This is a genomic window from Segetibacter sp. 3557_3 (genome assembly GCF_004354985.1).
GTDB lineage: Bacteria > Bacteroidota > Bacteroidia > Chitinophagales > Chitinophagaceae > Segetibacter.
Window position 1 is genome coordinate 226,350 of sequence record NZ_SMSK01000009.1, and the last position, 21,925, is coordinate 248,274.

A 21,925-nucleotide genomic window follows, 5' to 3' on the forward strand; every position below is an offset into this window, starting at 1 on the left:
ACAGGTTGTATAAAAGAGGTCTATAATAAAACACCACCCAAATTCACCAGCGGCTCCGGCCGCATTAACACATGACCATTGTCATACTTTCCAATGAGCGTAATCAACCCACGGGCAGGTTGCTGATTCTACATTTGAGTCCTAAAGCTAACCACCATGAGCGCCATAATAATCTTACTTGTTATAAGCTTAATCGTAGCCGGGGTTTTCCTGGTTGCCTTTTTATACAGCGTAAAACAGGGGCAATTCGATGATGAACAAAGCCCGCCCATCCGCATACTTTTCGACGATACCCCCAATTCAACCAAACATCAATAGTAAAGTAAATGTTAGATCACGCTACGGAGCTTGAAACATCAGCCATTCATCCCCAAAAAAGAAAGCTTGTACAGCTTGAACACTTCTTTTACGATAACAACATCGTAAAGCTGTTTACCTATGCCACCTTGTTTTGGGGCATAGTGGGCATGCTTGCCGGCTTGCTGGCCTCCATCCAGATTTTTTACCCCGCTGCCAATTTCGATTTTGCACCCACCACTTTTGGACGTGTTCGGCCGGTACACACAAACGCGGTGATTTTTGCTTTTGTGGGCAACGGCATTTTTATGGGTGTTTACTATTCATTGCAGCGGCTTTGCAAGGCACGCATGTATAGCGACAAGCTGAGCAAGATCCACTTCTGGGGATGGCAGGGTATCATTGTTGTTGCAGCAATCACATTGCTTGCAGGTTTTACAACCGGTAAGGAATATGCCGAGTTGGAGTGGCCTGTTGATATCGCGATCACTGTTATATGGGTGCTCTTTGGTATCAACATGTTCGGCACTATTCTTAAGCGCAGGGAGAGGCACCTTTATGTTGCGATCTGGTTTTACATCGCCACCTGGGTAACTGTTGCCATGCTGCACATCGTAAACTCTTACGAAATCCCCTTTTCATACTTTAAAAGTTATAGCGGCTATGCCGGGGTGCAGGATGCATTGGTACAGTGGTGGTATGGTCACAATGCCGTAGCGTTTTTCCTTACTACACCTTACCTCGGGCTCATGTATTACTTCCTGCCCAAAGCTGCTAACCGCCCGGTCTATAGCTATCGGTTGTCTATTATTCACTTTTGGGCGTTGATATTTATCTATATCTGGGCAGGCCCACACCACCTGTTGTATACCGCCTTACCCGACTGGGCGCAGAGCCTTGGTGTGGTCTTTAGTATTATGCTGATTGCGCCAAGCTGGGGTGGTATGCTCAATGGTTTGTTTACGCTTCGTGGTGCATGGGACAAGGTAAGGGAAGAGCCTATTCTTAAGTTCCTGGTGGTAGCAGTAACCTGTTACGGTATGGCAACTTTCGAAGGCCCCATGCTTAGCCTTAAAAATGTAAACGCCGTTGCACACTATACCGATTGGATCGTTGCCCACGTACACGTAGGCGCATTGGGCTGGAATGGTTTTCTCACCTTCGGTGTCATCTACTGGATCATTCCAAAAATATTTAAAAAGGAACTCTATTCAAAAAAGTTGGCCAACACCCACTTCTGGATAGGCACCATCGGTATCGTATTGTACGCTGTGCCGCTTTACTGGGCGGGCTTTGCACAAAGTATGATGTGGAAAACGTTTACTGCAGAGGGCCAGTTGAAGTACCAGTTTTTAGAAACGGTAACCAACATTGTTCCGATGTATATGGGCCGCAGCATCGGCGGCACTCTATACCTCGCAGGTGCGATCATAATGATCTATAACATCTATAAAACCGTGCGTGGAGCCAGCATCGTTGCCAACGAAGCTGCACAGGCTGCTCCCCTATCCCCCGTTGTAGAAACACATGGCAAACAACACTGGCACCGTTGGATTGAAAAACGGCCAATGCAAATGCTGGTGCTTAGCCTTGTTGCTGTTGCCATTGGTGGGGTACTCGAAATGGTACCAACTTTTTTAATCAAAAACAATGTACCCACCATTACTTCGGTTAAGCCGTACACCCCGCTCGAACTGCATGGTCGTGACATTTATGTGCGGGATGGTTGTTACACCTGCCACTCCCAAATGATCCGTCCATTTAGAGATGAGGTAGCACGATACGGCGAGTACAGCAAAGCAGGTGAGTTTATATACGATCATCCTTTCCAGTGGGGAAGTAAAAGAACCGGCCCCGACCTGGCACGTATCGGTGGCAAGTATCCCGATAGCTGGCACTACAACCATATGTACGATCCACGTATTATGTCTCCCGGATCCATCATGCCTGCTTACCCTTTTATGATCGAAAATATGGTAGACACCAGTCTCACCGGTGCAAAAATCAGGGCCATGCAAACACTTGGGGTTCCTTACCCTGATGGTTACGATAAGCAAGCCAATGCCGACCTGGTTGAACAAGGCAAAGTGATACAGGCCAACCTGAAAAAGGATAAGCTGGATGCAGCAGCCACCAGCGAAATCGTTGCCATGATCGCCTACCTGCAGCGAATGGGAACGGACATTAAAGCAGAACACAAACAACAAACCGCTGCAGCATTACAAACCGTAACGGGCGATAATAAGTAGTTCTTTTTTGGGCCCGGCTGTATACCCTTCATGTTACAGCCGTTGCCCGCCCGGCTGCGCCAGTCGGACGGGCGTCGCACTCTTGTACAGGATTTCTCTATGCAGCTTTTTAGTAAAGCGTTAGGCAAGCTGGTAACAATTCCGGAACAACTGTAAGTGACGAGCGCATTGCTGCAGTGGATTACCATTAAGAATGCTTTGCGATATCATCGCCTGCTGCGCAATAAAACGGAAGTAACGCTATCCAGGTGCAGGCCAAACAAGTGACAGACGGGTTCACCTTTTCTATCATTAATCTACCAATACCCAAAAATATAAGAAAATGAAATTCATAAATTACCTGGAGAAAATTGCCGGGGTCGACATTTACGCCTTATCGTCCTTCCTCATCTTTTTCTTTTTTTTCCTCATCATGACACTGTGGGCATTGCGTGCCGATAAGAAGATGATTGCAGTATTGAGCAACATTCCGCTTGAAGAAAACAGTGATAACAATTAAATGAAACCCGTTAACAATGAAATTTCCTGTTGATAAAAAAACGGTAAGCATCCTGGCGATGATGTGCATATTACTCGTTGCCGGCGCACCGGCAGCTTTCGCGGCCGACGCTCCCACGACCAATGGATTGAATAACTCAGCGGCCATCATGATGATCACTATTGCTGTTGCCTTACTACTCGCAATCGGCATGCTTGCATATGTATTGATCGGGGCTGCAGGGTATCATGTAGAGCAATTGAAAAAGAATGCGCAAACGGCCGCAAAGCCACTGGTGATCGTGGCCTTGTGCATGTTTACTTCCACTGCTTTTGCGCAACCGGGTGAAACAGCAGCCACAGCAGAAGTGACCAGCACCACCATCGCAGGTTTATCCAAGTCTTCGTTTTACCTGCTTACAGGCCTTATTGGGCTCGAAGTGATTATTGTACTTGCCATGTTAATTTTTCTAAGGCAACTACTCGCTAAGGAAAAGCCCCAAATTGTAGTTGAGTTTGCTGAGGCCCGCATCCCATTTTACATCACCTGGTGGAACAAGTTAAATGCCATCCGGCCTGTACATGAAGAAGCAACGATCACCCTTGAGCACGAATACGATGGCATACGTGAGCTCGACAATAAGTTGCCGCCATGGTGGGTATATGGTTTTTACCTGTGCATCATTTTTAGCGTGGTATACCTGTACCGGTTTCATGTATCGCATAGTGCGCCTTCAACCATCCAGGAGTATGAAATCGCCATGGTACAGGCAGAACAGGAAAAGCAGGAATACCTTAAAACAGCGGCCAACAATGTAGATGAAAATACCGTGGAGTTGTTGAGCGATGCGAGTGCGCTTTCCGAAGGCAAAAAGATTTTCGCCAGTACCTGCGCCGCATGCCATGGCAGCGAGGGACAAGGAACAGTTGGACCGAACCTCACCGATGACTATTGGTTGCACAAGGGCGGGGTAAAAGACATTTTTAAAACGATCAAATATGGTGTTCCCGAAAAAGGCATGAAGTCGTGGAAAGATGATTTTTCCCCGGTGCAGATTGCTGCGATTGCAAGTTATATAAAGTCGATCCGCGGTACCAAACCATCCAATCCTAAAGAACCACAAGGCGATTTATACCAGGAGGAAGCTTTACCGGCAGCCGAAGCTGCCACCGCAATGCCTGAGAAAAAGCTTGCAAAGCAATAAACGTGTATGGCGCATATTCAAGAGAAAAGCAGGGAAAAGTATCGGGATACATTAGCCACACTTGATGAACAGGGCAAGCGTAAGTGGGTATATGCGTATAAGCCAAAAGGTAAATTCTATCGCATCCGGACCTGGCTGAGTTGGTTATACTTCACCGCCTTTTTCGGACTTCCCTTTATAAAAGTTAACGACCGGCCCTTATTCCTGTTTGATGTAACACAGGCAAAGTTCATCCTGTTTGGAAAGGTGTTTTGGCCGCAGGATTTTTTCATCCTCGGGCTGGGTATGGTAACTTTTATCTTTTTTATCATCCTTTTTACCGCTGCATTTGGCAGGCTCTTTTGCGGCTGGGCATGTCCTCAAACCAACTTCCTCGAGATGATGTTCAGGAAAGTTGAATTCTTTATCGAGGGTGATGGCAACCGGCAGAAAATGCTTGACCGGCAACCATGGAACAGGGAAAAGCTATTTAAAAAGACGAGTAAGCACCTGGTATTTTTTGGGCTGTCGTTTGTAATTGCAAATTTCTTTTTGGCCTACATCATTGGTATTGACCAATTGGAAAAGATTATCACGGAACCGGTATCGCAGCACCTGGTGGGCTTTAGTGCTATCCTCGTTTTTAGTGGTGCTTTCTATGGGGTATTTGCCTTTTTCCGGGACCAGGTTTGTACACAGGTATGCCCCTACGGCCGCCTGCAGGGTGTGTTGCTCGACAAAAATTCAATGGTGGTTGCCTACGATTATAAACGGGGCGAACCAAGAGGAATAGCCCGGAAAAATGAGCACGATGTATTTGGCGACTGTATTGATTGTTTTTCCTGTGTAAAAGTTTGCCCCACAGGTATCGACATACGCAATGGGGTTCAAATGGAGTGCGTGAACTGCACGGCCTGTATCGATGCCTGCGACAGCATTATGGATAAGGTGGGTAAACCAAGGGGTTTGATACGATACGCAAGTGAAAACAGTATTGAAAACGCGGAGCCCTTAAAGTTCACCACCCGTATGAAGGCCTACACCGGCTTATGTGGCATAGTGGTGCTAATACTATCGGCTATCCTGATTACCAGGAAAGACATCGATGCCACGGTAATGCGTACACCAGGCATCCTTTACCAGGAAAGAGGAAACGACAGCATTTCCAACCTATACAACATCAAGCTTTCCAACAAAACGCTCAAACAAATTCCACTCACCATCAGGCTCAGCGATGGTGCCGGTAAAATAGAAGTCATTGGCAAGCCCTATATCACCGTTGCTACCGAAGGACAAGGAAGCGGTTCATTTTTTATTGTGCTGCCAAAAACAAGGCTGTCGGAACGCAAGACGGAACTAAAGCTTGGTTTGTACGAAGGCGACAAAGAGCTGATGCATGTAAATACGGTGTTTTTAGGTCCGGTTAATCATTAAATTATTAGCAATGCAGATATCATGGGGAAATAAATTGGCACTTGTTTTTGTAGCATTTGCAGCCCTGATGGGCACACTGGTTTACAAGTGTATGCAACAAAATTTCGAGCTGGTATCTAAAGACTACTATAACGAAGAGCTCAGGTACCAGGATAGGATTGATGCTACGGTAAACGCCAATCAACTAAGCAAAGTGCAGTTATCGCAAAATGAGCAGTACGTATTGGTACAGCTGCCACAAGAATTAAACGGTTTTGCAGTAACAGGCGAGGCCCTGTTCTATTGCGCAACAAGCGCTGCAAATGATCGAAAAATTCCATTGCAGGTTAACGGGCAGGGTATGATGAAAATTAGAAAAGACCTGCTCGTAAAAGATTATTACCAGCTAAAACTTAAGTGGCAAAACGGCAAAGAAGCATATTATTACGAACAACACCTGCAGGTAAAATGATCAGCTTGCAAATTATATTATCCGCCTTTGCACTCGGCTTGCTGAGTAGTTTTCATTGTGTGGGCATGTGCGGTGCAATAGCTTTTTCACTACCAACACAGCACCTTAATAACCGCGGCAAGGTGGCCGGCATATTGCTTTATAATGGCGGCCGCATCATTACTTATAGTTCTTTGGGCGTTATTTTTGGCGCCGTTGGTAGAACAATCTATTTGGGTGGATTCCAGCAATGGTTTTCGATTATTGCCGGTGTACTTATCCTGTTGATCCTTGTGCAAAGCATGTTACCCACACCGGTTTTACACCTGCCCGGTTTTAAAAAAATGAACTTGTTTGTTCAACATTTGATCGGTGGATTTTTACGTAATCCAACATTTGGTGGCATGTTGTTATTAGGTATGGCCAATGGTCTTTTACCGTGTGGACTGGTGTACCTCGCGCTTACTGGTGCCGTGTCTACCGGAAGCATCAGTGACGCATCGGCTTTTATGGCGGCTTTTGGATTAGGCACAATGCCAGCCATGTTCCTGCTCTCGTACTTCGGTTTCTTAATCAGCATCGCTACACGTAATACCATTAAGAAAGCGGTTCCTTTTGCGATTGCCCTAATGGGAATTTTACTTATTGCTAGGGGGCTTGGGTTAGGAATCCCCTGGCTGAGTCCGGCGTTCACCAATCATGCAGCAGAAATCATCGATTGCCATTGACGGAGTCAACATGCGGCTCATCTTCTATCACCATCTTAATTGAATATACATCTGCAACCCAATATCATCAATGATCCTAAACAATCGAATTACATGAACCATATAAAAGGCAAATCCATTTTGCTGGCTTGCGTCGTGTTCACCTGTGTAATGGTAAAGGCCTGTATGAACAAACCCGCAGAGAGTATATCAACAGACTCCAGCGCAAATGCAGGACCGTTTGACACTACCGCCGCACAGGTGGTTTTGGCGCCGCATGATTCGCTGGCAATAGCCGTACGCGACGTAATTGCCAGGTACCCCGGTGTAGCAGCAGAGGTACATAATGGCGAGGTTACCCTTACCGGGAACATAGAAGGAAAAAAGATACAATACCTGGTTACCGACATCACTACGCTCAGGCCAAAAAAACTTGTCAACCAGCTTAAGGTTTACGAATAAATTGCACCCAGCAGGAATGCTTTAATTCGACTAAATCTAGTATTAGATGAACCCGGCTCAACATGAGCGCGCAGACCATTGTTGTGCTCAATAATATAAGCCCACCGGCTCAAAGGAGTGGTTAATTGAACAATCACCCGCATGGGGTAAGGAAAACTTTGTACTTACTGTTACATTGTTAGCGCCCCTCATTTGACTTCTATCAAACGGGGTGATATAGGGGCACCACCGTAACAAATTATTAATGGAAGAAGGCACAAAACATTTACCTCTTGTTAGCGCTTTAACTCCAGTGGCCAAAACAAAAAACCTTCGATTACTCGAAGGTTGATGTGCACTGGTCAACTGGTATAGTTGAGCATAGCGTTTGGCCACTTAAACATGCACCTTTGCTGGAACTGATCCGCTTTGTTGGCCTACAGAACATTTGCAAAAGCGCACTGGCAACAACCAGCATCCTACCGCTTAACCGTCACCCGCAGAAATGTTGCGGGTATTGATGTTGCATTTTCGCGTCCGCTCTGGTTTTGGCTGATGAATAAAGCCTCCAGCTCTTGTTGCAGTTGCGCTGCCTTCCCGTTCTTTTCAGCCGCTTCAAAGGCATTCATTGTTGGTCCATAGTAATCTTTAAACCTGCCTAAAAAGTTGGCTGGCGACAATGGTCCGCTGAACGTAAATGTTTCCTTTGAAAAGGAGATGTTTTCTTTGGGCACACCGGCAGCTTCAAAACGCTCGATCACGTTGCTTTCCACACCCCACAACATCGGGCTTATAAATCCCTCTGGTGGAGCAGGCGTATAAGCGGAACTGATCTTTAGTATTTGTGCTACCAGGGTTGGATCACCTGGTATCCAGTTGCCCATTACTATTCTTCCACCCCTTTTGGTAACACGAACCATTTCTTTTGCTACATCAAATGGTTTCGGTGCAAACATGGCTCCGAAGATGCTTACCACAAGGTCGAAAGATTCATCTTCAATCCCCTCAAGGTTTGTGGCATCTCCCTCCTGGATACTGCAATTGGAAAGTCCTTCTTCCTTTATTCGTTTGTTACCTGCTGCTACAAGGTTGCTCGCTATATCTACACCCAGAACATCAGCTCCCAATTTTGCTGCTGGTATGGCGGTTGTGCCATCACCGCAGCCAAGGTCAAGAACTTTAATCCCTTTTGCTATTCCCAGTTTATCTACTAATGCGGTGCCGCTTTCCCGCATGGTTTCGGCAAGGCGGGTAAAATCGCCTTTTTCCCATAATGCTTTGTTTGGATTCATTTTATTAAGATTTAAAGGTGCAAGCTAAACAGCCGTGGAGCCTTTTGGGAAGCGGGTTTCCAAACGGCAGCAATTACCAGGTTGAAACGCTTTAAAATATTGTTTTGCAAATTGTTATTGTTGTAAAACCCTCAGCGCCTTTTACCTACCGGCAGCGAAGAACCCGCAAAATCATCAGTGCTTACACCAACTATTGATCATTCCGGGTGATCGCGTTGCGCTACCGGGCACCATTAGGCCGCAGCATTTTAAACAACGAAATTTAAGATGCCTTTGCTGATGAATCTTTTAATCCGGAAACTGCTGATGCCATGATTGCAAAAGATGAACGAAATGCGACGCAACCGGGGTATCGGCTGTATTCAAATGCCTGGTCCCAAAAAATCAATTGGGTAAACGAAGCATCTCCCGGGCACAATACTTTTTATTTAGCCAACTATTGGTTTATCAGCCCATGAAATTAATATTTAAAAACGTCTTTTACAAGCACCAGGAACTCGTCTTTTCGTCGCCGGCTGATTTCAATTTCGGCACCATCTGACATGATTACCTGGCCGCCCTCGCCGCGGATATATTCTTTTATGTGGAGCAGGTTGATGAGATAAGATTTATGCACGCGAAGAAAGGTTGTTCCCTTAAGCAGGTTATCATAGTCGAGCAATGGTTTGGAAACGGTAACCGTTTTACCATCCACCAAATGAAAGATTGTGTAGCTGCGTTCTGCTTCGCAATAAATAATTTCTCCGAGTTTAACCACCGTAAAGCCTTTGAACGTAGGCAGGCAAAGCCGCATGTTACCGGGCTGTCCGGCATTAAAAAGATTGTGTAACAGCGCCGAAGACTGTTCATCCTTCTCCCCTTCTGACAGCCGCTTTGTTACCCTTGCAACGGCTTCTACCAGGCGGTCTTCATCAACAGGTTTTAAGATATAATCGGCTGCACTAAACTGCAGCGCCTGTAACATGTACTCGTTGTAAGCCGTTACAAATACCACTTCAAAATCAGGCTTGCCCATTTCAGTCAATAATTCGATCCCTGTTTTACCGGGCATTTGAATGTCGAGAAATACGACATCCGGCTGGAGCCTGCCAATTAACTCACCGGCTGAGTCGGCGTTGACTGCGGTGCCTACAATATGCACCTGCGGACAATGCCGTTCAAGTAATTTCTGCAGGGTGCGAATACCATCAGCTTCGTCGTCAACAAGAATGGCTTTCATGATTTATAGTTTGTATTGATTAAATTAAGTGCTAGCACCGCTTTGGTTCCCTCTTCGCCATCAGGGGTGGACCAATTTTCCAATTGAAGGGTGCATTGTGTCTGGTACTTCTCATTGATCAGGCGGATGCGTTTATGGAGGTTTTCAAGACCCACCGATCGATGCAGTGGTCGTTGCTTTAACCTGAGCTTTTCTGAACGGGTAACACCTATGCCATTATCGGTTACCGTGCAAACAACTTTATGGTCGTGGCGGGTGAAGGCGATGCCTACCCGTTTGTCTTTTTCAGAATGCATCAATCCATGCCATATTGCATTTTCAACCAGGGGCTGGATCATCATGGACGGCAACAAAGTATCCTCGGGATCCAGTGTTTCGTCTGCCCGGATGCTGTAGGTAAACGACTCGCCAAAACGCAGTTGTTCCATAGCGAGATAATTCCGGATGTACTCCATGTTTTCATCAAGGGTTACAAAAATTTCTTTTGAATGCTCCAGGGTCATGCGGATCATCAGCGCGAACTTGCTCAGGTAGCGCGAAGCCATATCGTTGTCTTCATCGAGGATCATACGCTTGATGCTGTTGAGCGCATTAAAAACAAAATGCGGGTTCATCTGCGCCTGTAGTGCAGACAGGCGAGCCTCTGCCAACTGTTCGTTAATGGTTGCCAATTCCATTTGCTTTACCTCGAGTGACTGCTCCGATTCCAGCTGCTTTAATTTATTGCCAATGAGTGTGGCAATGGTGGTGAGTATCTTAAGATCCCGGTCGTTAAAATAACCCAGCTGGTGATGTTCGGAATCGATGACCCCCAGTAATTCATTGTTGTGCAGAATGGGTACGGTGATTTCGCTCAAGCGAAACAAATCATCTACCCGGTAACGGCTATCCAGCCTCGTATCTTCGATGAGGACCGGTTCTTTGGTAAGCATAACATGGCCGACAACTCCCTGCCCGGACACTACTTCGAAGGGATCGTTGGTCATCATACCCGGCGCTCCTTTTGGTCCGAAGGCTGCCTTTTGTACCATCCTGGTTTTATCCTCGCTCCATCCATACAAAATGCACTCCTCATAATCCATTCTGCCGATAAGGTTTTGCGCAACATCCCATAATACTTCTTCAGCGGTCTTTTTACCGGCAAGCGAACTGGAGAAATAATTTGTAATCTGCTCCAGTTCGAACCGGCTCTTATAATTGTCAGCCTTCAAGCGTTCGAGCTCGGTTTTGGATTTTTCTTTACGCCTTACAATCCCGGTACGCCAACGGATTAGCCCATAGATAAACGCAATTGCCGCTATTGCCGCAAGTACCCTGAACCATATTGTTCCCCAAAATGGTGGCAATACCGTCAGCTGCAATTCGGCAACCTGTGGCGGCCATGGGTTGTTGGGTACAGCTACTTTTACCTGTATACGATGCTTTCCGGCAGATAAGTTTGAAATGCTGAATGATGGCCCGGTACCCATATCGGTCCAGCCGGTATCACCATCTTCAATCACCCGGTAAGCGTAGCGCTGCAACGGCCCGTCGTAAAAGTTGATGCTACCCACATTGATGCGAAGCTCTTTGTCGCGCCAGTTTGTTTGCAGCTGTTGTCCCGGAAGATAAACCGTTTGTAAGCCACCAATTACCACGCTTTCGATAAAGGTTGCCGGAGCTCTTTTTGGTTGCAATAAGGCAGCGGGATTAAAACGTACGAGGGCTGTTGAATAACCCAGGTACATTTGTTTATCAACGGTGTCATAAAAAAAGCGGCAACCCGGCGCGATTGGCAGATCGGGAAAACCATTGTGCGGACCAAAAGTTGCAATGCGCCCTGTTTTCAACTGCAGGCAGGCCACGCCCGAAGGGCAGGCGATCCAGAGTTGATCGTTAACGTTTAGCAGGGCAATTACATTGTTATCCGGTAAGCCATTGCGGGTAGTAAAATGCCTGAACTTTTTTAATTGCTTCTGGTAACAAATCAATCCATTGTTGGGACTGTTGAACCACAAGTTGTCGTTTTGGTCAAATGCCATTGCTGCTACCTGCCTGTCGGGCATCTTAATAAAAGGAAAGGAATCGATCAGGGCATCTAATTGCCCTGTAGCCCCGTTGTAGCGGGCTATACCATGACTGGCCATCCATATAGCGTGTTGCCTGTCCTCAGCAAGGTATACCGGCAGGTTGATGAGATTGTTTTGGAGGGGCAATATGTTTAGCTGTCGCGTACCCGGTATGTAGGTAGCCAAATTTGCGGAGCCTGAGATCCATACTTTACCCGCATGATCAGTTTTAATGTCGTTGATCCAATCCAGGGAGTCTACATTGCCGGGAAACAAGGGTATAGTTGTATGGCGGCGGGTATCAAAGCCAATCAGCCCACCGTATGTACCGAGTAAGAATGCTGCGTTACCAATGGGTGCAATGTTGGTAACCGAGTTAAGCGCAGCAATACTTTCACTTAAATGGATCCGGGTTTCGTATGCTAATGTTTTCCGGTTGAATACCAACAGCCCTGCCCCACCAAGATTACCAACGTACACTTTATCGGGCGAGAGATATATCGCCGATAAACGGACCATGGGTACGGAGTCGATCAGCCTTTGTGGTAACCCTTCAAATTGCACCATTGCTGTTTGATGATCCTGCCGAAATAAACCTTTGTTGGTGCCGATCCATAGCTGGCCGTCTTTATCTTTCAGCAATGCATGGCATAAGTAAGCGGGGAAATGTTTTTCATCTTCCATTTTTACCGCACCGGTCCGCGGATTTAAATGCAAAGCGTAAAACCCGGCATTGTGACCGGTGAGATAATGCAACGTATCGCTTACCGAATAAAGCCTGCTGCGATAATGAAATGCTGACGGGTTTAATTCAAACGTGAGCCGTGAGCATTTTTGTTGCCCCGTGGCAGTGTTGAGATAATATAGGCTGTCGGAAGCTTGCTTCAGCACGAAGAACTTTCCTGGCGCCGGTTGTAGAAACAAATACGAACGATGGTCGCGCCCGATTAGTGCAAATATTGGTGCGTCTGTTGCAAGCGCTTTCCGGATGATCTGTTTTGTTTTATCGTAAAGGAACAGACCTTCGCCTGACACTATCAGTAACCGATGCGCATCAAAATCAAACAGCTTGCCGCCAAAGTGAAAATGGGTGTTTTTTAATTCATCTTCCCGGTAATAATCAAAACGCCAGACCAACTTATAGTCGCGAAAATGATAAAGTCCTGAACGGGTAAGCAGGTAAATGTTCCCATCGTTGTCGGCCTTTACCCCATGAATGGTGTTGAATTTATACAGGTACTGCTGCCGTTTATAAGGGACAAACAGGTTTCTTGATTTGCCGGTTTTGGTATCGATAATGTGTAGACCTGACGAACTGTAAAAAGCAAGCCGGTAATCATCCAGCCATGAGGCGCCGGTAAGGTCTTCGGAGCCGGGCGAGGTACTATCATCTGTGCTGTGGAACTGTACAAAACGGCTGCCATCGAAGCGGTTAATGCCCGATGGTGTGGCCAGCCACAGGTAACCACGTTTGTCCTGATGGATGGCTGTTATCTCGTTAGCGGAAAGCCCTGCTTTGGTGCTGTAGCGCGCAAAATCATTTTCCACCAACGGCTGACCCGTAAGCTGCAGGATGGAAAAACACAGCAGAGAAAACAATGCCTGGTACTTCATATCAAAGTGCGGATAACTGCTTAAAGTTAGAAAGCTTCCGTCGTAAATCTTAGCGTACATCAGTGTTACCCCTCTTTACCCGCCGATGGGTAAACCGGTGCTGCCATTCATCTGGCCAAAGCCGCATCGGGAAAAAGCAGGAGATAAAATAAAGTTTTACGACCGTTTTCCGCTGGGAAGAAAAAAGTTGCCGGTCGGAAGAACGCCCCCACAACGGCATTTGCCCAATATATGTTTGTACCGGATTACAGCGCAACCCTGCGCGGCAGCATAGCCTAAAGCGCAAGGGCGATACAACTTAAAAAAGTTATCTGCTTGCCTGTACTCCCGCAGAACTACGGGTACCACTTCATCAAAGTAACCAAGAAGGCCCGGAGGAGCTGCGGTTGTGGATAGACCAGGACGACGGGAGAATGGCCTTGAAATCTGCACCGCGCAATAACACACCAATAAATAATCCTTTATGAACATACCAACCAAATTGGTACAGGGAAGGCTATGGAGCAGCGCACCGGCGCAATGGGCAAGATACCACGAACCCTCATTTATACCGATGTATGCATACGTACTGGAGCAAATACCGCTGAATGAAGAACACATGTTGCTGGATGCAGGCTGTGGCGCGGGCTTGTTTTTGAGCATGGCATCGGCGACCGGCGCCGAAGTGCATGGGGTTGACGCTGCTCCCGGTATGCTGGCCATTGCCAGGGGCCGGGCAATGGCTGCCGCGCTGCTACCTGAGGACCTGGAGGCACTACCGTTTATCGACGGCACTTTCGATGTGGTTACCGGCTTTAATGCTTTCGAGTATGCGGGCACTTTTGAAAACGCGATAGCAGAGGCAAGGCGGGTGGTAAAACGCCATGGGATCGTAGTGATAGGAATGCCGGATGTTGTACAATGCCCGTCAGCAAGCATTTTAAAGGCCATAACGGACCTTAATGCGCCTGGTGCTAAAACTTACACCGTTGATCATGCAATGAGCCGGGAAAGCGGGCAGGATGCGTTTTATATAGCCGCAGGATTAAGGCTCCGCAGCACCCAAACCATCTCCTGTCCACTATCGTTCAACAGCAACCATGAATTACTTGAAGGTTTCTTGTGTATGGCGCCATGCGCCGCAGCAATAGAAAAGGTAGGCGAAGAAGCGGTTAGGAACTGTATTCTCCACCAGGCGCAGCCCTATAATATCGCGGATGAGATGTACTACCTGAAAAACCACGCTACGGTTTTCATAACCGAAAAGATATAATGTAAATCAACTTTTTTTCAATCCTTAAACCAAAATCAACCATCATGAAACAATCATCACTTCTGATGAACAGGAATAGCATTACCCATAAACTAGCAACGGTAATGATTGGTTCCGCGCTTTTTGTCGCCTGTGCAAAAGACAGGGACGTTTTTAACAAAAACACCGCTTCGGCACACTCCTCCGAGGTGCTCGACAAGTGGATGACGATGCAGCTTCGGCTGATGCGCAATACGCCCGGGATTACCAACCAGGGTTTTGCAAGGCCCTTTGCCTATAGCGGCATAGCAGCATTCGAGTCGCTGAAGCCGGGGCTAAACAATTCCTACCGCTGGTCGGATCGCTGGAATGGGTTAACCGGGATCCCGGTGGAGGACAAGGCTAAAAACTACTTTTTGCCGGCTAACGTTAATGCCGCGCTTGCCGAAGTAAATAAAGCACTTTTCCCTTCGGCTACTGCAACCGATAAAGCAGCCATAGACTCGTTAGAAAATGCTTTAGCGGCAGAATACCGCAGCACACAAACAGCTGAAGTAATCGAGCACTCCAGCCAATATGGAAAGGCAGTGGGTGCGGCGGTTGTTGCCTGGGCAGCAACAGATGGTGCAAGCAATGCAAGCGCACCTTATACCGTACCAACCGGCACTGGTATGTGGCAGCCGACGGCCCCGCAATTCAGTCCGCCGATCACGCCGTATTGGGGCAATAACCGGCCGGTAATCCAGGGGAGCATCGCTGGTGCCCAGCCCCAACCGCCTGGTGCCTACTCGGCCGATCCTTCATCACCATTTTATGCTATGGTGAAGTCGGTGTATGATGCGTCGCAAAACTTAACAACGGATCAGAAAGACATGGCGATTTTCTGGCGTGACGTACCGGGACAAACATCACCGGGGCATTGGCTGAGCATTTTACAGGCAGCTATCCGCAGTTCTAAAAGTAAACTGGATAAAGCAGCTGAGGCTTATGCACTAACCGGCAGTGCACTCAACGACGCCCTGATTGCCTGCTTTGCGGCGAAGTATCAATACAATGTTGTACGACCCATTACCTACATCAGGGACATTATGGGGCACACAGGGTGGAACACACAGATAGGCACGCCTGCACACCCCGAGTATCCATCGGCGCATGCGTCTTTATCTGCTGCTGCAGGAGAGGTATTACAGGAGCTTTTTGGCAACCGCGGCACCATTACAGATCATACTTATGACTACATGGGCCTTGCGCCAAGGTCGTACCCATCATTTACCGCAATCGGGGAAGAGGCCGGCAGGTCGCGACTTTACGGAGGTATTCATTATACACAAAGCATCGACGCCGGTTTCGACCAGGGACGGAAGGTCGTGGCTAATATTTTCTCGAAGCACAAATAACCCGGGCGCCGGAAATAAGTTTAGGTGTCGGATGCTCCTCAACGGCTTTCACAGCGGCGTATTATTCGAACGACATACAATTAACCAGGATGGAAAAGAGCCCCTGCGATCCTGCAGGGCTCTTCTCTAATCCTTCATCAATCGTTATTCATCATGAAAAAGATTCAACCATTAAACATCCTGTATTTTTTTAGTTTGCTGCTGGCAATTACGTCGTGCAGGAAAGAGGACGCTTGCACCAACGTGCAAAGAGGCAACTCCGCAGCTGCGAAAATCAACGCCAGTGAAAGACTGACAATACCTGTAGCTGTGGCCCTCCCCGACAATGCTCCTAAAGGAAACATAAGGGTCGCCACTTATTATGCGGAAGGCGTGCAGAAATACAAGGCAAGCCCAAAAGCGGGTGATCCCGGTAAATTTGAATGGGTGTTTGTTGCGCCCGATGCCCTGTTGTACGACATCAATAATGTTAAGGTCGGAACACATGGAGCGGGACCTTACTGGCAATTAACTTCGGCGGACCTGATTTACGCACAGCACTTCAGCCCGGCCCGGACGTCTGCCTCACCGGATGCGGAAAGTATTGATTGGTTGTTGTTGAAAACCAAAACGGGAACAACACCAACAGGTATTTTTGCCGGGGTGGATTATATACAACGCATTGCAACGAAGGGTGGAAAGGCACCCCAAACAGCGCCGGAAAAAGTAACCGACAGCGTAGCGGTAAAATACCAGGCTGTTTACCGGTTCTCGCGGGTTGTGCAGTAGGCCACAGTTTACGATGCCACAACATGGGATTGCTTCGCCCTGCTCGCAATGACGGTTGGCAAACATTGCAACTGCGTGTGCGCAGAAATGCATTCATCATTCATAGTTCATCGTTAGGCAAAAGTTTAGGATGCCACAACAAGGGATTGCTTCGTTCCTCGCAATGACGATGGGGGAACATGGCAATTGCGTGTGCGCGGAAATGCATTCATCATTCATAGTTCATCGTTCAATTAAAACTTACGATGCCACAACAAGGGATTGCTTCATTCCTCGCAATGACGGTGGCCGAACCGCGCAAAATCAGGGCGCTCGGGAAAAATGCATTCATCATTCATAGTTCATCGTTAGGCAGAAGTCTACGATGCCAAAACATGGGATTGCTTCGCCGTGCTCGCAATGACGGTCGGCAGAACCGCGCAAAGTCAGGGTGCTCGGGAAAAATGCATTCATCATTCATAGTTCATCGTTTAGGCAAAAGTTTACGATGCCACAACAAGGGATTGCTTCGTTCCTCGCAATGACGATGGACGAACATGGCATTTGGGTGTGCGCGGAAATGCATTCATCTTTCATAGTTCATCGTTCAATTAAAACTTACGATGCCACAACAAGGGATTGCTTCGTTCCTCGCAATGACGATCGCATCACGTTTGCTGACTGCTATCACAAGGGCTTACGACGCTAAACATGGGATTGCTTCGTTCCCCGCAACGACGGTGGGGAACATGGCAATTGCGTGTGCGCAGAAATGCATTCATCATTCATAGTTCATCGTTCAATTAAGGCTTACGATGCTAAACATGGGATTGCTTCGTTCCTCGCAATGACGGTGGCGAACATGAGAATTGCCTGTGCGTGGAAATGCATTCATCATTCATAGTTCATCGTTAGGCAAAAGTTTACGATGCCACAACATGGGATTGCTTCGTTCCTCGCAATGACGATGGGGGAACATGGCAATTGTGTGTGCGCGGAAATGCATTCATCATTCATAGTTCAATTGCTTGTGCGTGGAAATGCATTCATCATTTATAGTTCATCGTTTGATTAAGGCTTACGATGCCACAACAAGGGATTGCTTCGTTCCTCGCAATGACGGTGGACGAACATGGCCATTGCGTGTGCGCGGAAATGCATTCATCATTCATAGTTCATCGTTAGGCAAAGGCTTAGGATGCCACAACAAGGGATTGCTTCGTTCCTCGCAATGACGATCACATCACGTTTGCTGACTGCTATCACAAGGGCTTACGATGCTAAACATGGGATTGCTTCGTTCCTCGCAATGACGGTGGCCGAACCGCGCAAAGTCAGGGTGCTCGGGAAATGCATTTATCATTTATAGTTCATCGTTATGCAAAAGTTTAGGATGCCACAACAAGGGATTGCTTCGTTCCTCGCAATGACGATCGCATCATGTTTGCTGACTGCTATCAAAATGCCTTACGATTCCACAACAAGGGATTGCTTCGTTCCTCGCAATGACGGTGACATCATGTTTGCTGACTGCTATCAAAATGCCTTACGATGCCACAACAAGGGATTGCTTCGTTCACAGCAATGACCATGGACAAACGCGCAAACAAGGTGTGCGTTGGAGATGCTAAGCGGACTCAGTTAATGGAATGTGCAGCATCTTAACAAGCGACCTGGCAATCTCCAGTTTAAGCCGACCCTGCAAGTCGTTACCGGTAGACTCAACGTGTAATGAACCATTGATTTCCTTGAGAACATTGTTGCCAAACAACAGTTTTTCGAGATCACCGTTCATAACGGTGATCCGGTATTCGGTGCACCCGCTTTGTGCCTTACACATGATAAGCGAATGGTACGTAGCATTAAAAAACTGGAACGATATGAGCAAGAATCTGTTCATAGAAGTTTGTTTAGTAGATGAAAGGAAAGCGAATTGAGATGATGAATTCCCTTACCTGTGCTTGTGCTTAGGCTCATAGATCAGGCGCACAAAGCTGCTGAAGCGTTCGTTTTCTCTTCGGATCGGCACACCCGTTACAATGCCAACCATGAGGTTATCTGCAACACTCACCCGTAACTGTGGCCGTATGGTCATATCAAAATCTCCCTGGGCGAGCTCTTTGTTAAACTCCACACCAATAAAGTTTCTTGTACCTGGTATCATGTAGTGAAAGCTGGTATTCATTTGCCAGGTGGTATAGAGTGTATGATTATGATGTTGGCTCATGTAAGGACCGGTATATAGCAGGCTATGGAAGTTATTGCCCCACCGTTTTGCTGCTACAAAAAAAGGATTGTACACATGACCAGTCAACATCCTTCCTTTGCCATAACCTTTGAACGGGCTCAACTCAAACTCATGAATGTACCCTATTGCCATCGAGGTCTTTAGTTGGTCGGAAACAAAAAACGAATACTGACCTGCGAGTTTGACGCTTTGTAACCTGTTTGGTGGTATGCTGTCTCCGGGTACCTTCCCATTGTTCCGGTAATAGAAGGTAAAGGGCAATTCCACCTCAAGCCCAAGCCGGTTTATTGGCGCAAACTCATATTCCACCAGGGCCGTATAGCTATCGAAGTCTTTGTTATCGGTTAAGCCCAGACCAACGTTCCATTCCTTCTCGCCTTTTCTTGCGCCCAGGTCACGGATCAGGTCTATGTATAAGGGCTCAGCATGCAGTACTTTAACGGGCTCCTTTTTTGCTTCCGTTTCATTCAGGTATGCACTGTCAATGGTTTTGGCGTTTATTGGTAAGGAGTCGGTATGCTGCGCCAGCAGTTTATTTGAAAAAAGCGCACTTAAAAACAAGAGCATAGCAAGTTTTAAGACCAGATGTTTGTTCATCAGGAACCCAGTTTAGTTGTATAAAGTTTCAGCCTTAGATAAGCGGGTGACATGGCGATACATGCCACACACGGGTAAAGTGCCGATGAGGAATTGAAGACGATTGTGATCCCGGTAAGGACCCATTGAAGTTGAAGGAATGCTGGAGCGGATAGATCCTACGAACCTATGCAGAATAGGAGGTCATCTATGTTGCAGCAAGCATTCAGGCGTATTTAGGAGGAGGGGCATTTGGCCCGGCGTTTATAGAAGTAACGGTCGTTAGATAATGAACGTGGTGTTCAAGCGGATGGTTTATCAGAGCAGGGCTACTGTACGGGAAATCATAGAAATAAAGGTCAACTGAATGTGTATCGGTATCGATATCATGGTCGTTGTTTTCAGGAACATCCGAATGGAAAACCCCTTCTGCAATCAATTCGTAAACTGATTCAACTTCGTTGATCGTGAGATCTTCTTGTTGTGATGTATAGACCTTCTTCGTTTGTTTTAAATCCGGCGGATCGATCGATATATTGATTAGCTGCAGGAGTAGCAGCCAGCAGGTAAAACGCGCGACAATATGTTTTGCAGAAATAGTCATCTCCTTCCGGCAAATGTATAAAACGGATTGTAGAGTTGGGTTAATTATATGTTACATAGCGCATAGATCACTTAAATAGAAAGTGCTGTCTATGGAGTCAGCTTGTTAGAAAATTCCGGCTACGTAAATGCAATTCGTTTCTGAATTATATCCGCAACGGTGGCGCGATAAGATCGGAAAAGCTGTTTGCTCATATGCTCTCCTGCCTTGCTTCAACCGAACCTGTTTTTTCGACCCCGTTGGTGCCCTTAACGAGTCGCAAAACGTCCTTTAATAGTTCATTCGCTGCTTCAATTTCTTCTTTTTTTATCGAAACACTTTCGATATTGAAGCCAACGGGAATATGCTTTCCTTCGGCATATTTGATGATTTCAAAAGCAATGTACTTACAGGTTTCGATGGATGCAGACAAGATATCTTTAGAGTGCTTAAGGTCGTTGTACAACCATTTTGGCACTTCAATTCCAAGCCACTCCATGAACTGTAAGGTCTTCAACGAACCACATGGAGCGAGGGTAAAGATGATCGGAGACAACGGCCGGCCATTGTCTACAGCGGAGTAATAGTAGTCGGACAGCAGGTTTTTAGTTTCCTTGAGACTGTACACGCATTGTGACACAAAAAAGCTACAGCCCTTATCCACTTTGTTCATCAAACGCAGGTGTTCGTCTCCCTTCTTAGTGTGTCGTTCCGGGATGGTTACCCCGCCTACCAGTAATGAAGGGTTGTATTGTGCCTGCATTTCATATGCATCATTTAGGGTGAAGTTGGTCAGCTCGGTTTGTTGGTGAGAGGATGCACCAACAAAAACAACATATTCCAAATCGGCGTTCTCTTGAAGCCATCCGGCAAACTGATCTTTGGTAAGATTGCCAATGCTCTTGTAAATAATTTTGGGCAATCCGAGTTCGGTAAGCAGATTCTTGCTGTAATACTCGGGTGTAAGGGTAGGCGTAAATGCAAAGGTTCTTTCCTTTTCTGTTCGCGTCGACTCGTCCTGGATATCGTACAGCAAGAGTCCGTCAATGGGCAGGCCCTGCAATCTTTCGATTTGCTTTGCAGCGATAACTTTCACCCGTTCTGGGTCGGTGGTGATTTTCGGCGGAGTCAGACTGTAAAAAACCAAACCGGTCTCCGGCTTTAAGATCTTTGTTCTAAGCATATGTGTAAAAAAGTGGCTCAAGATACAATCAACTTATTAGTTACCTGAATTATACTGGCTCCAACCTGAAGAATACTGCGTAGACGCACAGATTTCGGGGAACATGCTCCCGCCAGCCGTTCTGCGACAAGTACCATATCCTTTTTTTATAATGACCTGCGAAGTCTTGCTTTATTAGCAAATTCAGGACAATAACAACTCACACCAGGGGTTACCGGACCTCATACCTATCATCGCAGTTTTGCGATCTTCTTCCAATTTGCCGGCGCGGAGCACGATTCCAGCAAAATCCTTTTCAAATTAACCTTGCGGGCAGTTCAACCGAAGCATTAACGTAAGCTACGGGCAGTTATTCTACAATCATAGGTCAATGTCGTTTACTTAAGCTTGCTGCCAGAAATTTGGTGAATAAAATACTGCGGTACAAGTGAGTGACACAACGATGGTGAATCACTACTGTCCCGTTAAGTTTTCAAACAATGACGGCTGATTGCTAACTTCTTTAGGTTCTTGATTCACAAATAGTTCTTTAATAGGTGATTTCTCAAATAAACTAAGACTTATTATC

18 protein-coding genes are annotated in these 21,925 nt (G+C 46.8%); 11 read left to right on the forward strand and 7 right to left on the reverse strand.

Annotated features, from left to right (window positions below; translation table 11 throughout):
- Positions 1-156: 156 nt before the first annotated feature.
- From ccoS to EXU57_RS15070, 8 genes are all read left to right on the forward strand, one after another.
- On the forward strand, positions 157-318 hold the full coding sequence (gene ccoS / locus EXU57_RS15035) for a cbb3-type cytochrome oxidase assembly protein CcoS (RefSeq protein WP_133269045.1): 162 nt from the start codon (positions 157-159) through the stop codon (positions 316-318).
- Between the two features lie 8 nt (positions 319-326).
- The gene (gene ccoN, locus EXU57_RS15040; protein WP_133269046.1) at positions 327-2,546 is read left to right on the forward strand and encodes a cytochrome-c oxidase, cbb3-type subunit I; all 2,220 of its coding nucleotides are present in this window, start codon (positions 327-329) and stop codon (positions 2,544-2,546) included.
- Between the two features lie 322 nt (positions 2,547-2,868).
- Complete coding sequence (locus EXU57_RS15045) at positions 2,869-3,045, forward strand: CcoQ/FixQ family Cbb3-type cytochrome c oxidase assembly chaperone (protein ID WP_133269047.1); 177 nt, start codon at positions 2,869-2,871, stop codon at positions 3,043-3,045.
- 16 nt (positions 3,046-3,061) lie between these two features.
- Positions 3,062-4,228 (forward strand): cbb3-type cytochrome c oxidase N-terminal domain-containing protein, encoded by a 1,167-nt coding sequence (locus EXU57_RS15050; protein ID WP_133269048.1) that lies wholly within the window; start codon positions 3,062-3,064, stop codon positions 4,226-4,228.
- A gap of 6 nt (positions 4,229-4,234) precedes the next feature.
- Entirely contained in the window at positions 4,235-5,641 is a 1,407-nt protein-coding gene (gene ccoG, locus EXU57_RS15055; RefSeq protein WP_133269049.1) for a cytochrome c oxidase accessory protein CcoG, read from the forward strand.
- Between the two features lie 10 nt (positions 5,642-5,651).
- A complete protein-coding gene (locus tag EXU57_RS15060; RefSeq protein ID WP_133269050.1) occupies positions 5,652-6,092 on the forward strand; it encodes a FixH family protein in 441 nt (146 codons plus the stop codon).
- Positions 6,093-6,097: 5 nt separating this feature from the next.
- On the forward strand, positions 6,098-6,799 hold the full coding sequence (locus tag EXU57_RS15065) for a sulfite exporter TauE/SafE family protein (RefSeq protein WP_165958159.1): 702 nt from the start codon (positions 6,098-6,100) through the stop codon (positions 6,797-6,799).
- A 93-nt stretch (positions 6,800-6,892) separates the two neighbouring features.
- Positions 6,893-7,240, forward strand: coding sequence for a hypothetical protein (locus EXU57_RS15070; protein WP_133269052.1), 348 nt, complete (start codon positions 6,893-6,895; stop codon positions 7,238-7,240).
- Between the two features lie 458 nt (positions 7,241-7,698).
- Here the strand turns inward: EXU57_RS15070 and EXU57_RS15075 are convergent, their stop codons facing one another.
- From EXU57_RS15075 to EXU57_RS15085, 3 genes are all read right to left on the reverse strand, one after another.
- Entirely contained in the window at positions 7,699-8,511 is an 813-nt protein-coding gene (locus EXU57_RS15075) for a class I SAM-dependent methyltransferase (RefSeq protein ID WP_133269053.1), read from the reverse strand.
- Between the two features lie 460 nt (positions 8,512-8,971).
- Positions 8,972-9,730 (reverse strand): LytR/AlgR family response regulator transcription factor, encoded by a 759-nt coding sequence (locus tag EXU57_RS15080; protein ID WP_133269054.1) that lies wholly within the window; start codon positions 9,728-9,730, stop codon positions 8,972-8,974.
- The gene (locus tag EXU57_RS15085; protein WP_133269055.1) at positions 9,727-13,452 is read right to left on the reverse strand and encodes a histidine kinase; all 3,726 of its coding nucleotides are present in this window, start codon (positions 13,450-13,452) and stop codon (positions 9,727-9,729) included. The genes EXU57_RS15080 and EXU57_RS15085 overlap by 4 nt, the downstream gene beginning before the upstream one ends.
- Positions 13,453-13,855: 403 nt before the next feature.
- On the opposite strand from EXU57_RS15085, the gene EXU57_RS15090 reads away from it, so the two are divergent.
- The 3 genes from EXU57_RS15090 (at position 13,856) to EXU57_RS15100 (ending at position 16,788) form a co-directional block, all read left to right on the forward strand.
- Positions 13,856-14,644: a class I SAM-dependent methyltransferase gene (locus EXU57_RS15090; protein WP_133269056.1), complete on the forward strand. Its 789-nt coding sequence runs from the start codon at positions 13,856-13,858 to the stop codon at positions 14,642-14,644.
- A gap of 44 nt (positions 14,645-14,688) precedes the next feature.
- Entirely contained in the window at positions 14,689-16,020 is a 1,332-nt protein-coding gene (locus EXU57_RS15095; RefSeq protein ID WP_133269057.1) for a vanadium-dependent haloperoxidase, read from the forward strand.
- Positions 16,021-16,173: 153 nt separating this feature from the next.
- Positions 16,174-16,788, forward strand: coding sequence for a DUF3455 domain-containing protein (locus EXU57_RS15100; RefSeq protein ID WP_133269058.1), 615 nt, complete (start codon positions 16,174-16,176; stop codon positions 16,786-16,788).
- 1,606 nt (positions 16,789-18,394) lie between these two features.
- Here the strand turns inward: EXU57_RS15100 and EXU57_RS15105 are convergent.
- The 4 genes from EXU57_RS15105 to EXU57_RS15120 all read right to left on the reverse strand — a co-directional run bounded on the left by EXU57_RS15105 (position 18,395) and on the right by EXU57_RS15120 (position 21,357).
- Positions 18,395-18,667: a hypothetical protein gene (locus tag EXU57_RS15105; protein ID WP_133269059.1), complete on the reverse strand. Its 273-nt coding sequence runs from the start codon at positions 18,665-18,667 to the stop codon at positions 18,395-18,397.
- Between the two features lie 51 nt (positions 18,668-18,718).
- The gene (locus EXU57_RS15110) at positions 18,719-19,612 is read right to left on the reverse strand and encodes an HAEPLYID family protein (RefSeq protein ID WP_133269060.1); all 894 of its coding nucleotides are present in this window, start codon (positions 19,610-19,612) and stop codon (positions 18,719-18,721) included.
- A gap of 205 nt (positions 19,613-19,817) precedes the next feature.
- On the reverse strand, positions 19,818-20,195 hold the full coding sequence (locus EXU57_RS15115; RefSeq protein WP_133269061.1) for a hypothetical protein: 378 nt from the start codon (positions 20,193-20,195) through the stop codon (positions 19,818-19,820).
- A gap of 190 nt (positions 20,196-20,385) precedes the next feature.
- The gene (locus tag EXU57_RS15120) at positions 20,386-21,357 is read right to left on the reverse strand and encodes a methylenetetrahydrofolate reductase (protein ID WP_133269062.1); all 972 of its coding nucleotides are present in this window, start codon (positions 21,355-21,357) and stop codon (positions 20,386-20,388) included.
- Between the last annotated feature and the right edge of the window lie 568 nt (positions 21,358-21,925).

Excerpts from the sequence above, each read along its gene's own strand:
- EXU57_RS15095 (WP_133269057.1), top strand. The coding sequence starts at position 14,689 with ATGAAACAATCATCACTTCTGATGAACAGGAATAGCATTACCCATAAA.
- EXU57_RS15045 (WP_133269047.1), top strand. The coding sequence starts at position 2,869 with ATGAAATTCATAAATTACCTGGAGAAAATTGCCGGGGTCGACATTTAC.
- ccoG (WP_133269049.1), top strand. The coding sequence starts at position 4,235 with ATGGCGCATATTCAAGAGAAAAGCAGGGAAAAGTATCGGGATACATTA.
- EXU57_RS15110 (WP_133269060.1), bottom strand. The coding sequence starts at position 19,612 with ATGAACAAACATCTGGTCTTAAAACTTGCTATGCTCTTGTTTTTAAGT.
- EXU57_RS15075 (WP_133269053.1), bottom strand. The coding sequence starts at position 8,511 with ATGAATCCAAACAAAGCATTATGGGAAAAAGGCGATTTTACCCGCCTT.
- EXU57_RS15085 (WP_133269055.1), bottom strand. The coding sequence starts at position 13,452 with ATGTACGCTAAGATTTACGACGGAAGCTTTCTAACTTTAAGCAGTTAT.
- ccoN (WP_133269046.1), top strand. The coding sequence starts at position 327 with ATGTTAGATCACGCTACGGAGCTTGAAACATCAGCCATTCATCCCCAA.
- EXU57_RS15080 (WP_133269054.1), bottom strand. The coding sequence starts at position 9,730 with ATGAAAGCCATTCTTGTTGACGACGAAGCTGATGGTATTCGCACCCTG.
- ccoS (WP_133269045.1), top strand. The coding sequence starts at position 157 with ATGAGCGCCATAATAATCTTACTTGTTATAAGCTTAATCGTAGCCGGG.
- EXU57_RS15090 (WP_133269056.1), top strand. The coding sequence starts at position 13,856 with ATGAACATACCAACCAAATTGGTACAGGGAAGGCTATGGAGCAGCGCA.
- EXU57_RS15105 (WP_133269059.1), bottom strand. The coding sequence starts at position 18,667 with ATGAACAGATTCTTGCTCATATCGTTCCAGTTTTTTAATGCTACGTAC.
- EXU57_RS15115 (WP_133269061.1), bottom strand. The coding sequence starts at position 20,195 with ATGACTATTTCTGCAAAACATATTGTCGCGCGTTTTACCTGCTGGCTG.
- EXU57_RS15070 (WP_133269052.1), top strand. The coding sequence starts at position 6,893 with ATGAACCATATAAAAGGCAAATCCATTTTGCTGGCTTGCGTCGTGTTC.
- EXU57_RS15060 (WP_133269050.1), top strand. The coding sequence starts at position 5,652 with ATGCAGATATCATGGGGAAATAAATTGGCACTTGTTTTTGTAGCATTT.
- EXU57_RS15120 (WP_133269062.1), bottom strand. The coding sequence starts at position 21,357 with ATGCTTAGAACAAAGATCTTAAAGCCGGAGACCGGTTTGGTTTTTTAC.
- EXU57_RS15050 (WP_133269048.1), top strand. The coding sequence starts at position 3,062 with ATGAAATTTCCTGTTGATAAAAAAACGGTAAGCATCCTGGCGATGATG.
- EXU57_RS15100 (WP_133269058.1), top strand. The coding sequence starts at position 16,174 with ATGAAAAAGATTCAACCATTAAACATCCTGTATTTTTTTAGTTTGCTG.